The organism is Psychrobacillus sp. L3 (genome assembly GCF_042945595.1).
Lineage (GTDB): Bacteria > Bacillota > Bacilli > Bacillales_A > Planococcaceae > Psychrobacillus.
This window is the reverse complement of sequence record NZ_CP168493.1, coordinates 2,976,004-2,989,193: the sequence shown is the minus strand read 5'-3', so window position 1 is coordinate 2,989,193 and position 13,190 is coordinate 2,976,004. Positions and strand designations below refer to the sequence as shown.

Genomic DNA, 13,190 nt, shown 5'->3' with positions numbered 1-13,190 from the left:
GAAAGCAAGTATTTTAAACAGTAATAGCTGTTTCGAATTTCGTTCTCTTTATTATCTTTCCGATTATTGGATAGATGATGAAGAATGCTACTGCATTAATAGCGATAGCTGGAAGAACTACTGCAACTAAAAGTCCGGCGAAAGGTATATCTGCGCCAATTAAGAAAATCGCACTTGATAAGAAAACCGTACCAGAAACCAATGTACCAACGCAAGTTAGGACAATTGCTACTGCTAATTTATTTACAACAGTGTGAAGTAATACGACCAATCCGAAGAAAACGAATGCAGTGACAAATTTATCGATAATATTCGGAACAAATCCACCAGGGAATGTAGAAAACAAACCAGATATAACACCTGTTGAAACCCCTAGTAAAAAAACACTTTTCACATTAGGAAATAATAAAATTCCTATAAACATCATTGTTAACATAAAGTCTGGTTTCATCCCACCATTAAATCCTGGGATAACAATATAAAGTACTGCTCCGACACCAATCAACATGGACATTAAAACTAAATTTTTTGTATTCAATTCTCATCTCTCCTCAGCTTTTCTAAGCTATTGTTTGTAAGATTCCTCTAACGTATCCTCTTGATCGTTAGCAAGAAACTTATCTATGATTGTATGTCTTTTTTAATATAAAAGCAACTACTAGTTATTTAACTTTTCAAACAAGTCTTTTGCGAGCTCTTGAATAATTTCAGGTGTGAACGTTTTCTCTTTCGTATTCCATGTTGCACGAAAGCCATCTGTTTGATCGTATCGAGGAATGAAGTGCAAGTGAAAATGGAAAACGCTTTGTCCAGCAGGAGCTCCATTATTATTTAAAAGGTTCATTCCAACAGGTCCATATGCTTCTTTTAATGCCGATGCAATTTTAGGAACAACTTTAAATAAATTACTAGCTTCCTCTTCTGATAAATCATATACATTTTCTTTATGATTTTTTGGAATAACGAGCGTATGTCCTTTTGTGAGGGGCATGATATCCATAAAAGCATATACATGCTCATCCTCATAAATTTTTGCACTTGGAATGGAACCATCAATTATTTTACAGAAAATACATTCACTCATGTAAAAACCTCCTATTCATTGTTACGAAAAGTTTAACATATAATAGGACAGGTTTGTTTAACCTTATTCAGCATTTTTTTTGCTGAATAAGGTTAAGGACTCCGGCGGATGTCACAGATTTTGTGAAGGAGTTCATCGAGCGAGCACAGGCCTGCGTGATGCAGGTCAGTTAGGTGTTGTCGCAAGGATGCGACAATCTTAAGCTAACTTCCTTACTTGATCTGGACACAAATACGCCTAGGCGTATTTGATTGAAAGAAGATTTTTCCTACTAGATTTGGTAAACTATTAAGAAGAGATGAGGTGCAGAAATGACAGTATTAGAAGTAAATAATGTAACAGGTGGCTATACGAGAAAACCAGTTTTGCATGATCTAACTTTTTCGATTGGTAAAGGAGAATTAGTTGGATTAATAGGATTGAATGGCGCAGGTAAGAGTACTACAATCAAGCATATTATCGGTACGATGAACGCAACACAAGGAGAAGTTCGTTTAAATGGTAAAATGATGAAAGAAGACCCGGCAATCTATCGTTCTTCTTTTTCTTATATTCCAGAAACTCCTGTCCTATATGATGAATTAACGTTAATGGAGCATCTGCAACTTACAGCAATGGCATACAACTTAGATTCGTCTGTTTTTGAAGCAAGAAAAGACTCTCTTTTAAAAGAGTTTCGAATGGAAAAGAGATTGAACTGGTTTCCATCCCATTTTTCTAAAGGAATGCGACAAAAAGTAATGATAATGTGTGCTTTTTTAGTAAGTCCTTCCTTATATATTATCGATGAGCCATTTGTTGGTTTGGATCCACTTGGTATTCAGTCACTACTCGATCAAATGAAAATGAGAAAAGAAGAAGGGGCATCTGTACTGATGTCGACTCATATTCTATCTACTGCAGAAAAGTTTTGTGATCGAATTTTACTCTTACACAACGGAAAAATTAGGGCACAAGGAACGATGGATGATTTGCGGGCTGTATTTCATATGCCATATGCGACTCTAGATGATCTATATATTGAAATGACAAAGGAACAACAAGATGAAAAACTTGCGTGAAGTATGGAATATACGTTTCATTTTTTATATAAATGAGCTGCAGAAATACTTAAAGTATATTATTTCTGGTCATATTGCGATTGTGCTTGTATTCGCTATAGGAGCAGGAGGATATGCCTATAGTGAATGGCTTAAAACAGCGCCATCTGATTTTCCAGCTTTCTTACTTGTCGCCTTCTTATTAAGTTTATTTTTAATGATCAGTCCTCCTGTAACGTTAATGAAACATGCAGATGGAGTCTATTTTCTACCTTTAGAAGTAAAGCTGAATGAGTATTTTAAGTTTGCTTTAAGGTGGACATACTTTTCTAGTGTCTTTGTTTCGTTAGCAGTTTTTGTTGTTTCCATTCCATTACTTACTAAAATAGGCGGCATGTCAAAAAATGAGATATTTATTCTCTTTTTAGTTGTGCTAGCGTTGAAAGTTTGGAATATTTTTGTGGAATTTAACTATCGATGGGCTGAGAGTGGAAAATATGTATGGATGGACCGTTTCGTACGTTTTCTTTTATTAATGACAGCATTGTACTTCTTAATGAGTGGTTATTACATGATAGCAATAGGGATAGCGATTATAGGATTGGTTTACCTCATTGTTTGGCAAAAGAAGAAGAAAGATGTGCCTTTTCCTTTTGATCATTTTATAGAAGTAGAACAGTCGCGTATGATGCGTTTTTATCGATTTGCTAATTACTTCACGGACGTGCCACATATTAAAGGTAAGAAGAAAAGAAGGAAATGGCTAGATGCTTTTTATGCGTTTGCACCATACGTGCAAAAAAACGCACAGTTCTATTTAGTGTTACGTACATTTATACGAACAGATGATTATTTTTATTTATGGATTCGACTAACTTTTTTATCTGCTTTAGGGGCAATATTCATTCCCTTTCCTGTCGTAGCGATTATTTTTACAAGTGCTCTTGCATTTGCGACTGTTATCCAGTTGAAACATGCACTTCTATCCGGCCATGAATTCCGAATGGATTTGTTATTTCCGATTGACCCGGATGCAAGAAAGCTAGCTGTAAATAAATTACTTCGCATCATTCAATTTGTACAAGCATTAGTTGTTTTACTAGGAATACTCATTCAAGGGGAATATACTCTCCTCAAGATGCTAGTACCAGTAGCCGTTTATATAGTATCAGAACTTACACTTCGCATGAGTAAAAAATAAGGAAAAGGCTGTCAGCGTTTGACAGCCTTTTTCTTATTTTTGAATAAGAAAGTATATGCATTTCTACTAAGTAACTGTCCAGACTCCAGCGCCTTGCCCCTCGGGGTCAAATGTGAAAAAGCTGCTCCTGCGCAAGCTCGTCGCAAACAAGAGCGATTGTGGTGGCTGGGGAGCTGCCTCCTGGGCCCGCACGATGCGGGTCATGTCTGCTTTGCCACAGGATGTGGCGAACTTTGCAGACCTACACTTTTCACATTTGCCTGTCGGGGCAGCCATAGGCGCTTGCGCTTTTCTTATTGTGTTTGATATTTGATAGCCGCTGTACCTAATGTTTTCGCAGCGATAAGCATTGCACGTTCATCAAAATCGAATTTTGGACTGTGATGTGGGTAAACTTCTCCTTCTGGCATTGCACCTGTGAAGAAAAATGTTCCCGGAATTTTTTCCATGTAGTAGCCAAAATCTTCTCCAATCATATGAAGAATTGATTCTTCTACTTTCTCTACACCTGGGACTTCTTTTGCAACTTTCTCTAGAAAATCTGTTTCCGTTTGATGGTTGATAACTGGTGGATACCCTCTGTCATATGTGAATGTATAGGTACAATCAGCTGTCATACAAGTGCCTTTAATTACTCGTTCTAGTTCATGCTCCATCAAATCACGAATTTCTGGATTAAAAGTTCGTACCGTTCCTGAAAGTTTTGCAGAATCTGCAATTATATTAAAAGCATTTTCGGCTACAAATGATCCAACAGAAAGAACTGCGGCTTCGGTTGGATTGACTCTTCTTGAAACTAATTGTTGCAAGTTTACAACTAACTGAGAAGCGACTACGATTGCATCTTTTGATTGATGAGGATTAGCTCCATGCCCACCTCTACCTTGAATGACTATTTCAAATCGATCAGCTGCCGTCATGATAGCACCGGATTTATATTCAATTGTGCCAAGAGGAGTTAATGACCATAAATGAGTACCGAAAATAACGTCTACACCTTCTAAACACCCCGCATCAATCATTGGTTTCGCTCCACCAGGTGCATATTCTTCCGCATGTTGATGGATAAAAACATATTCTCCTGTTAGCTGCTCTTTTAATTCATTTAACGTGCGTGCAAGAATAAGAAGTGCTGCGGTATGCCCATCATGTCCACATGCATGCATGACACCAGCAATCGTAGATTTGTAGTCGACATCTTTTTCATCTTGGATGGGGAGAGCATCAAAGTCTGCACGTAGCGCCACTGTTTTACCAGGTAAAGCCCCTTTGATTCTTGCGACGACACCATTTCCACCAACATTTGCTTGAAAAGAAATCCCTAAGTTTGTATAAAATTCTTGAATATACTTTGCTGTTTTTGTTTCTTGAAATGAAACCTCTGGGTGCATATGTAAATAACGACGAATTGCAACCATATCTTCAAAAGAACTGTCCAGTTTTTCTACTAATTTCACTGCCATAAGTTTTCCCCTCCATTAATTACTTTTAATTAAATTATAGCAGAAAAAAGAAGCCTTTTGAGTCAGGCTTCTTCTGTAGATCTATAAGTAGCAACATGGGGAGGGCTTGTGAAAATATGTTGTTTATCAGTGATATGATCAAAATTCAATGAAATCGATTTTTCCCAAATGTCAAAACTACTAGGACCAGTCCACTCTGTTAAAATAATATACGTATCCATTTTTAATGGTTTTAGCACACGTAGTGCGATAAAACCGGGTTCATTTTCAACTGTACTGGTTAGTTTGGTATACTGAAATTCGAATATAGGGCGGCCTTCATCCGACACAGGAACATGTTGTAATACGAAAAAGCCTGTTCCAGAAAACTTACCGTGAGATTCAAGTATTTCATATTTTTGTGGTACTTGAAAAATTGACTTACCAGTCGTTTCATGAATTAGAATAGTGTTCCCAACACCATATAGAAGAAATAATTCTTCATTTGAATGTTTCTTTTTGATTGTTTTCATAAATTCAGGAGTTCCTGATGTCATATATATGTTCATTTAAATTCCTCCACTCATCGTTAATATTACTTTTCCCATTAAAGTCAATTTAAAAACCATTTCTTCAAAGAAAGACTGGAAATACAGGACAAATTTATGACAATTACACTATATATATATACAATAAGGAAGAGAACGTCTATAGTAAAAACGTATATTCGAACGCAGAACAGTTATATAGAAGAAAGGCAGGAATAGATAATGACAACTTTTAACGATACATTACTACGTGCAGCTCGTGGAGAAGCCGTAGATCACACACCAGTATGGTATATGAGGCAAGCAGGCCGTTCGCAACCAGAGTATAGAAAAATTAAAGAAAAATACTCATTAGAACAAATTACGCATGAGCCGGAGCTTTGTGCATATGTAACACGACTTCCGGTTGAAAATTACAATGTAGATGCTGCAATATTGTATAAAGATATCGTAACACCTTTACCAGGTATTGGGGTAGATGTAAAAATAAAAGCGGGTGTTGGCCCAGTCATTTCGAATCCAATTCGTACAGTACAAGATGTATATAATCTTGGCGATTTATCACCAGAAGATGATGTTCCTTTTGTGTTAGAAACGATTAAATTGCTGACAACAGAGCAATTAGACGTTCCATTAATCGGATTTGCAGGGGCACCGTTTACCCTTTCCAGCTATATGATTGAAGGAGGACCATCTAAAAGTTATAACAAAACAAAAGCTTTTATGGTATCAGAGCCTCAAGCCTGGTTTGCGCTGATGGATAAACTTGCTGATATGATAATTGTTTATATTAAAGCACAAGTAAAAGCCGGAGCGAAAGCAATTCAAATTTTTGATTCATGGGTTGGAGCTTTAAATGTAGCAGATTATCGAATTTTTATTAAACCAGTAATGACACGTATTTTCACGGAACTTCGTGAACTAGGTGTTCCACTTATTACGTTTGGTGTAGGAGCAAGTCATTTGGTTATGGAATGGAACGACCTACCAGTGGATGTAGTTGGACTGGATTGGCGTTTATCTATTGAAGAAGCCCGTGCTAAAGGGATTACGAAGACACTTCAAGGAAATCTCGATCCATCCTATTTGGTTGGGAACTGGGCTGAAGTTGAGAAACGTGCAAAAGTAATTGTGGAGCAAGGGGTAGCGCAACCTGGACACATCTTTAATATTGGACATGGCGTATTCCCAGAAGTAAATCCAGATACATTAAAACGTTTAACTACGTTTGTTCATGAATATAGTAAAGAACTTATTGCTGCAAAATCAAACTAGAGGTGATAATGATGAAAAAAACCATGGGATTAATAGTAATGGCTTATGGAACTCCATACGCAGAAGCAGACATTGAACGCTACTATACACATATTCGTCACGGTCGTAAACCAAGTGATGAGCAATTAGCGGATTTAACTGGTCGTTACCAAGCAATCGGTGGAATTTCTCCACTTGCAAAAATTACTGAAAACCAAGCAAAAGGTCTTTGTGATTGTTTGAATGAAGTGCAGGATGAAATTGAATTTAAATTATATATTGGCTTAAAACATATAGAACCTTTCTTAGAAGATGCAGTCGCAGCAATGCATAAAGATGGCATTACAGAAGCCGTTTCTATGGTATTAGCACCTCATTTCTCTACGTTTTCGGTTAAATCCTATAACGGTCGAATTAAAGAAGAAGCGGAGAAACTAGGTAACTTAACGATTACTTCAGTAGAGAGTTGGTACAAGGAGCCTAAGTTCATCCAATATTGGACAGAAAAAGTACGCGATGCATTTGCACCAATGTCTGAAGCAGAGCGCGAAAAAGCTTGTTTAATTGTTTCCGCGCACTCACTTCCTGAAAAAATTAAAGAATTGGGCGATCCTTATCCAGACCAATTAAAAGAAACTGCAGATTTAATTGCGAAAGCAGCAGGCGTTAAAAATTATGCCGTAGGCTGGCAAAGTGCTGGACAAACTCCAGAACCTTGGATTGGTCCCGATGTGCAAGATTTAACACGTGAATTATATGAAGAAAAAGGTTTTAATACATTTATATATACTCCAGTTGGATTCGTAGCAGAACATTTAGAAGTACTGTATGATAACGACTATGAATGTAAAGTTGTCTGTGATGAAATTGGTGCAACCTATATTCGTCCAGCAATGCCAAATGATCAACCTATATTCGTCGATGCAATGGCAGATGTTGTGTTAAAACATCTTCGTGCATAATCTAAATGGAAAAACCTCTAGCGTATCCCGCTAGAGGTTTTTAGCTTAAAAAAGCTAGGAATCTAAGGGAATCATCGAGTATTTCAGAGAATCTCGAAGTATCACAGAAAATCATGGAGTATCTCAGAAAATCCCGAGGTATCTCAGAAAATCATGGAGTATCTCAGAAAATCCCGAAGTATCTCGGAAAATCTCGGAGTATCTCAGAAAATCCCGAGGGTATCTCATAAAACGCGGAGAATCTCAGGAAATCCCGAAGTATCTCAGAAAATCATGGAGTATCTCAGAAAATCCCGAGGTATCTCATAAAATCATGGAGTATCTCAGAAAATGCGGAGTATCTCAGAAAATCATGGAGTATCTCAGAAAATCCCGAGGTATCTCATAAAACGCGGAGTATCTCACAAAATCTCGAAGTATCTCAGAAAACCTCTATATTCCTTCTATAACCGCTTTTTCTGGCATTATTTACGTTAATTAAATTGCATTTTTTTAGCATATAGTATGCCTCATGTGTCGAGGATAACCGGAAGAATTCCTTGCATTCGATGGTAGTAAGGGAATCTTTGACTAAGATAAAATAATCATTTATATTATGCGTTATAGGGGTTCTGTCATTGGATTCACATTTTGTGCACTTCCATGTTTTATTGGAAACCTTATATAAAATATTGCCGCAAGCCTTGCATAAAAGGCCTTTAATAAGCGATTCCTGAGAAATTTTCCATCTGTCGCAAAGAGATTTACGCAGCATTACATGTTGCTTTGATTGAATTCTCCTAATTAGATCATGAAATTGTGAAGTATCTATCCTATCTTCTTTTTTATTCAATTGATGAATAAATGAGGAGAGATTTTTTCTAAAGAAAATAGGCTCGTCCATTGGAACATGTTCTAAAATTACTCGATTGGAAGAAAAAACGATTGCCTTAAAAATAGGCAGTGGAAAACGCAATTGTTCGAGAGATTGTACATGCCTTTTGATCTGCGAAATAGGACATTCGAATGGAGTCTTTACGCCATCAAGGGTTCGTATAGTTTGGCCGCTATGCTTTTGGAACGTAATGGTTCCGATGATATTTTTTACTTCAATAACGAGTAGATACTTTTTAGTGACAATTAAAGTATCTATCTGAATGTAGAGATGATCATGAATTTTCAAGTGGACATCTGTTAAAATGCAAGAATGGGGAGGATAGTTTACTTCTAACAAAGTGTTATCTACTAATTTTTCACCGAAATAGCCTGCTTCTATTTGATGGAACTTTTTTTCTACCTCCTTTTTAATGGAATGTGATGGTTCTAGTCGCATGAGGAGTCGACTAAGATCTATATGAGATTGGGGAAAATTACGAGAGATAATTGGTATCACCACCTTTCCATCATCATAACAAGAGAGTTAATATTCTCCAAATCGAGATAATTTAATTTTGAATCGTTTTTTCCAATACGATCTTGTGGATTTCAAACTTTTTTCACATATTTCCGATAGAATAGAAGAAAAGGAGGCGAATTTTTGAGAAAAATACTATGCTTATTATTTTTATGTGGAATTCTTGTAGCATGTTCGGATACCACATTTAATCCCATTGATTCGTCTACCGATTTTGTAGCCAGTTTAAATACGATAGAACCATCTATCGATTTCATTTCAGACAAACAAAAAGTAATTCAGACTTGGAAATTGGAAGCTGCTTACACTGGATTTACACTTGTTTCTAAAGACTACATTTTTTTGTACGGATATACATTGAATGAAGCAGTACTTATTCAGCTTTCTACGGGAAAAAAAGTAGCAACGTATTCTATTCATAAAGGAACGTCCTATGCTTATGCAGTTGGAAATTCGATTTATGTAGCGAATGGAAAAGAAAATACGGTGACTTTATTGGACCTAAAAGGAAAAGAAGTTGAAAAAGCAGAATCGGGAAGGTATCCTATGTCGATGATTGCGGATGAAAAGTACTTGTATGTTGTAAACTTTAAAGATACTTTTTTGTCGGTTTTCAATTTAAAAGATTTACAACAAGTTACATCGTGGGATATTCCAACTTCTTCACATGGACTTTATATGAATGACAAAGAGCTTTGGGTAGGTGGACATGGAGCGGGCAGTCAACCGAACAAGGTCATTCGAAAATACAATTTACAGAGTGGAAAATTGCAAGGGGAAATAGAAGCTCCGATGATGCCCATTGGCTTTGCACAAGCATCGAATGGACAAATTTATGTGGTTAGTCATGGTAGTAACTATGTGCGTGAGTTTACAAAAGAAGGCGATCTAATCTCTTCTATTAAAGTAGGAGCAAATCCTTTTTCCATTAATTCCTTCAATGATACGATAGTTGTTGCTGGGTATGATGATCATGAAGTATATTTTTTACAAAATGGAAAGCTAATAAATAAAGTTTCAGTTGGAAAAGGTCCATTTCAGCTAATTACGAGGGAGGCAAGCAAATGACAACCATATTAGTCGTAGATGATGAAAAAGATATGCTTAGACTAATCGAGATGCATTTGCAACAAGCTGGACTTCAAGTAATTCAGGCTGAAAATGGAGATGATGCAATTGAACTTGTCCAAAGTAGAGAGATAGATCTTGTGCTTTTAGACGTCATGATGCCAGAAAAAGACGGTTTTACTGTTTGTAAGGAAATGCGACAGTTTTCCAAAGTTCCAATTATTTTCTTAACTGCGCTCGATGCTAAAAGTGATTTAGTCAGGGGGCTTCAACTTGGAGGGGATGATTATGTTGTAAAACCTTTCACAGCTGTAGAACTTACTGCAAGGATTAACGCCATTTTAAGAAGAACTGGATTTACAACGAATCATGCGACGATAACAAAAGGTTTATTAGTCAATGAGATTGTTGCTAGACAAGTAAAATTAGATGATAAAAAGCTTGTGCTTACATTAAAGGAATATGAACTTATTCGCCTCTTTATGGAAAATGAGGGAAAGGTGTTTTCGAGAGAGCAGCTACTAGAACTTCTCTGGGGGCTTAACTATGAAGGTGGCACCCGAACAGTGGATACCCATATTAAGACTTTGCGTTTGAAGCTCGGAGATGTTGCTGGAAAATACATCGAAACTGTATGGGGCATAGGTTATCGTTTTGAGGTCAATCAATGAAAAAGTTATCCTTTAAAATTTGGATGCTCTTACTTGCCTTTCTTACCATTACCATTATTTTTTTAGTGATATTCTCTAACTTCCTTTATGAAGAACTCTATGTGCAACATACCGAAACGTCTATGAAAGAAGTTGCAAAAAATATCCAACATACATATGGTGGAGGGGTTGTCACAGACGGTTTTATCAAAGAAACGGAAGAATATAATCGGTTTTCCGATATTGAAGTTTTTACTGTACGAAATCCACGGGAACTAAGTGCATGCATTCCGTTTGATATAGACTATGATAGTTTAATCGGAGCAGATGAACGTGCGAAGTTAATAGCAGGGAACCCAGTTACTAAGCGAGGATTTGAGAGCCGCTTCGACCGAGAAGTTGTGTCGGTTATTTATCCCCTTGTAGATGAAAATCGACTAGAAGGAATCATTTATTTATATGTGCCATTAACGAAAATAACGGAACTTGCATCCAATGATGTTTTCTTTTTAATAGGAATCGTCTCCTTATTATTAATCGCAATGGCGTTTATTAGTTTAAAAAGTTTACAAAGAGTGCTGACTCCTTTGGCGAAACTAAAGGAAGCAGCTATTTCAATGGCCAATGGAAACTATGATACCAGGGTAGAAGTTAAATCTCATGATGAAGTTGGTGAGCTTGCACAAACATTTAACCAAATGGCGGCCTCCATTCAAGAAGAGGATGAAAAAAAACAAGATTTCCTCTCTATTGTATCCCATGAATTAAGAACGCCGATTAGTTATATTAAAGGCTATGGAGAAGCATTCGAGCAAAACTTAATAAGCGAAGAGCAAAAAGAAGAGATTTATCACCTCATTGTAAGAGAAGCAAATCGTATGCAAAAGCTGACAAATGATTTGTTGACTGTTTCAAGAACTGAGGATAAAGAAAATGTAGAGATTTCTCCACTCATCATTGCAGAGACTATTCGAGAAGTAATCCATCTCGAACGCTCTAATATAGAAGAAAAAAAATTGAAATTAGCTATTGATGTGGATGAAGAACTTATATTAGCTGCAGATGAACAAATGACGAAGCGAATTCTGATTAATATAATGGAAAATGCAATTCGTTATTCGCCTGTAGGAGCGACTATTTTTATTGCAAATACGAATAGTACTATTACGATAAAGGATGAAGGATGCGGGATTGAGGCAGAGCATTTAATTCATATTACAGAGCGCTTTTATCGAGTAAATAAAGCAAGAAGCCGTTCAGACGGAGGAACTGGTTTAGGACTTTCAATCGCTTCGCAACTAGTCACGATGCAAAAAGGAAAACTAGTTTTTACAAGTGAAGTAGGAAGAGGAACGACAGTGCACATTACATTACCTATTTGGGAGGAAAAATAAACATGAAAAAAATATTAACCGTTTTAGCATTAACGACATTAACTTTAGCGGGTTGTGGCGGGAAAGAAGCAACAAAGCATGATTCTCACTCACATAATGAAGGAACACTTGAAGTAGTAGTAGTCAATATTCAAACGCCAGAAACATTGCCTGTGGGTCAGGAAGTTGCATTATCTGCAAAAGTGACACAAGGTGATAAAGCAGTAGACGATGCAGACGAAGTGGAATTCGAGGTGTGGGAGTCTGGAATGCGTGAGCACGGTACCATGTTAGAAGGTAAATTATCAAAAGACGGTATATATGAAGCAAATTACACTTTTGATCATGATGGCATTTACTATATGTTCGCCCACACAAACGCACGCGGATTACATGTAATGCCAAAGCAAGAACTAAAAGTAGGCAATCCTGATATGAGCAAAGTAATGCCAGACGACAGTGATGATTCAATGGGTGAGATGCATCACAAATAAATACTTGCACATAAAATAAAATAAGCGTATTATAATGACTAGATGACCGTAATGGTCTTTTGGTCATTTTTATTTTAGGAGATGAGTAATGGTGGACCGTAGACAGGAAATAATTCTAGCTGCTACAAAATCCTTTTCTTTATTTGGTTTCAAAGCAACTACCATGGACCAAATTGCTAAGATCGCGAATGTTGGAAAAGGTACTATTTATACTTTTTTTGAAAACAAAGATATCCTTTTTCAAGAAATCGTACTTCGAATGATAAATGAGATGAAAACGGAAGCGCAAAATGTTTTGAAAGAAGAAGCATCGTTTCAAGAAAATGCCCATCATGCACTAATGAAAATGTTAGAATTCCGTGAAACACATCAGCTATTTGCTAAAATAATTGCTGAAGAGAAGGAGTTGCGAACTCCTGCAGTACAGCAAGTTTTGAAACAAATTGAACAAGAGATCGTTTCATTTATTCAAACGAAAATGGAAAAGGCAATTGTAAAAGGTGAAATTAGTAAAGTGAATAGTGAACTTGTTGCTTATCTACTATTTAAAGCTTACTTAGCATTTGTTGTAGATTGGGATTTGACACATAAAGAACCACTTTCTGAAGAGTGTATTGCTAATTTGTTTCAGGACACTATTTTTCGTAGTCTCTTAACTTGAGACTTCTTTTTTTGAATCAA

14 protein-coding genes are annotated in these 13,190 nt (G+C 36.6%); 9 read left to right on the top strand and 5 right to left on the bottom strand.

The window, feature by feature from the left end; all coding sequences use genetic code 11:
* Positions 1-13: 13 nt before the first annotated feature.
* Positions 14-538 carry a tryptophan transporter gene (locus ACEPXD_RS14900; protein ID WP_391117183.1) on the bottom strand — a complete coding sequence of 175 codons (525 nt, stop codon included), beginning with the start codon at positions 536-538 and terminating at the stop codon, positions 14-16.
* Positions 539-658: 120 nt separating this feature from the next.
* Positions 659-1,084 (bottom strand): HIT family protein, encoded by a 426-nt coding sequence (locus ACEPXD_RS14895; RefSeq protein WP_391117181.1) that lies wholly within the window; start codon positions 1,082-1,084, stop codon positions 659-661.
* A gap of 311 nt (positions 1,085-1,395) precedes the next feature.
* Here ACEPXD_RS14895 and ACEPXD_RS14890 point away from each other — a divergent pair, with 311 nt between their 5' ends.
* Both ACEPXD_RS14890 and ACEPXD_RS14885 read left to right on the top strand, forming a co-directional pair.
* A complete protein-coding gene (locus ACEPXD_RS14890) occupies positions 1,396-2,145 on the top strand; it encodes an ABC transporter ATP-binding protein (protein WP_391117179.1) in 750 nt (249 codons plus the stop codon).
* Positions 2,129-3,325 (top strand): ABC transporter permease, encoded by a 1,197-nt coding sequence (locus ACEPXD_RS14885; protein ID WP_391117178.1) that lies wholly within the window; start codon positions 2,129-2,131, stop codon positions 3,323-3,325. Before ACEPXD_RS14890 ends, ACEPXD_RS14885 begins: the two co-directional genes overlap by 17 nt.
* Positions 3,326-3,618: 293 nt before the next feature.
* Here ACEPXD_RS14885 and ACEPXD_RS14880 read toward each other — a convergent pair whose 3' ends face one another.
* Entirely contained in the window at positions 3,619-4,788 is a 1,170-nt protein-coding gene (locus tag ACEPXD_RS14880) for a M20 metallopeptidase family protein (RefSeq protein ID WP_391117176.1), read from the bottom strand.
* A gap of 62 nt (positions 4,789-4,850) precedes the next feature.
* Positions 4,851-5,336: an antibiotic biosynthesis monooxygenase family protein gene (locus ACEPXD_RS14875; protein WP_391117174.1), complete on the bottom strand. Its 486-nt coding sequence runs from the start codon at positions 5,334-5,336 to the stop codon at positions 4,851-4,853.
* Between the two features lie 201 nt (positions 5,337-5,537).
* On the opposite strand from ACEPXD_RS14875, the gene hemE reads away from it, so the two are divergent.
* Both hemE and hemH read left to right on the top strand, forming a co-directional pair.
* The gene (gene hemE / locus ACEPXD_RS14870; protein ID WP_391117172.1) at positions 5,538-6,590 is read left to right on the top strand and encodes a uroporphyrinogen decarboxylase; all 1,053 of its coding nucleotides are present in this window, start codon (positions 5,538-5,540) and stop codon (positions 6,588-6,590) included.
* A gap of 8 nt (positions 6,591-6,598) precedes the next feature.
* Entirely contained in the window at positions 6,599-7,531 is a 933-nt protein-coding gene (gene hemH, locus ACEPXD_RS14865; protein ID WP_391117170.1) for a ferrochelatase, read from the top strand.
* A 421-nt stretch (positions 7,532-7,952) separates the two neighbouring features.
* On the opposite strand, the gene ACEPXD_RS14860 is transcribed toward hemH, so the two are convergent.
* Positions 7,953-8,843, bottom strand: a complete 891-nt coding sequence (locus ACEPXD_RS14860; protein ID WP_391123270.1) for a nuclease-related domain-containing protein — start codon at positions 8,841-8,843, stop codon at positions 7,953-7,955.
* Between the two features lie 204 nt (positions 8,844-9,047).
* Here ACEPXD_RS14860 and ACEPXD_RS14855 point away from each other — a divergent pair, with 204 nt between their 5' ends.
* From ACEPXD_RS14855 to ACEPXD_RS14835, 5 genes are all read left to right on the top strand, one after another.
* Positions 9,048-9,992, top strand: coding sequence for a hypothetical protein (locus tag ACEPXD_RS14855; protein WP_391117169.1), 945 nt, complete (start codon positions 9,048-9,050; stop codon positions 9,990-9,992).
* On the top strand, positions 9,989-10,663 hold the full coding sequence (locus ACEPXD_RS14850; protein ID WP_391117167.1) for a response regulator transcription factor: 675 nt from the start codon (positions 9,989-9,991) through the stop codon (positions 10,661-10,663). The genes ACEPXD_RS14855 and ACEPXD_RS14850 overlap by 4 nt, the downstream gene beginning before the upstream one ends.
* Positions 10,660-12,036, top strand: a complete 1,377-nt coding sequence (locus ACEPXD_RS14845) for a sensor histidine kinase (RefSeq protein WP_391117165.1) — start codon at positions 10,660-10,662, stop codon at positions 12,034-12,036. Before ACEPXD_RS14850 ends, ACEPXD_RS14845 begins: the two co-directional genes overlap by 4 nt.
* 2 nt (positions 12,037-12,038) lie before the next feature.
* On the top strand, positions 12,039-12,509 hold the full coding sequence (locus ACEPXD_RS14840) for a FixH family protein (RefSeq protein ID WP_391117164.1): 471 nt from the start codon (positions 12,039-12,041) through the stop codon (positions 12,507-12,509).
* A gap of 91 nt (positions 12,510-12,600) precedes the next feature.
* Positions 12,601-13,170, top strand: coding sequence for a TetR/AcrR family transcriptional regulator (locus tag ACEPXD_RS14835; protein ID WP_391123267.1), 570 nt, complete (start codon positions 12,601-12,603; stop codon positions 13,168-13,170).
* The last annotated feature ends 20 nt before the right edge of the window (positions 13,171-13,190 follow it).

Coding starts and splice junctions, on each gene's coding strand:
- ACEPXD_RS14895 (WP_391117181.1), bottom strand. CDS start 1,084: ATGAGTGAATGTATTTTCTGTAAAATAATTGATGGTTCCATTCCAAGT.
- ACEPXD_RS14890 (WP_391117179.1), top strand. CDS start 1,396: ATGACAGTATTAGAAGTAAATAATGTAACAGGTGGCTATACGAGAAAA.
- ACEPXD_RS14885 (WP_391117178.1), top strand. CDS start 2,129: ATGAAAAACTTGCGTGAAGTATGGAATATACGTTTCATTTTTTATATA.
- ACEPXD_RS14880 (WP_391117176.1), bottom strand. CDS start 4,788: ATGGCAGTGAAATTAGTAGAAAAACTGGACAGTTCTTTTGAAGATATG.
- ACEPXD_RS14875 (WP_391117174.1), bottom strand. CDS start 5,336: ATGAACATATATATGACATCAGGAACTCCTGAATTTATGAAAACAATC.
- hemE (WP_391117172.1), top strand. CDS start 5,538: ATGACAACTTTTAACGATACATTACTACGTGCAGCTCGTGGAGAAGCC.
- hemH (WP_391117170.1), top strand. CDS start 6,599: ATGATGAAAAAAACCATGGGATTAATAGTAATGGCTTATGGAACTCCA.
- ACEPXD_RS14860 (WP_391123270.1), bottom strand. CDS start 8,843: ATGCGACTAGAACCATCACATTCCATTAAAAAGGAGGTAGAAAAAAAG.
- ACEPXD_RS14850 (WP_391117167.1), top strand. CDS start 9,989: ATGACAACCATATTAGTCGTAGATGATGAAAAAGATATGCTTAGACTA.
- ACEPXD_RS14845 (WP_391117165.1), top strand. CDS start 10,660: ATGAAAAAGTTATCCTTTAAAATTTGGATGCTCTTACTTGCCTTTCTT.
- ACEPXD_RS14840 (WP_391117164.1), top strand. CDS start 12,039: ATGAAAAAAATATTAACCGTTTTAGCATTAACGACATTAACTTTAGCG.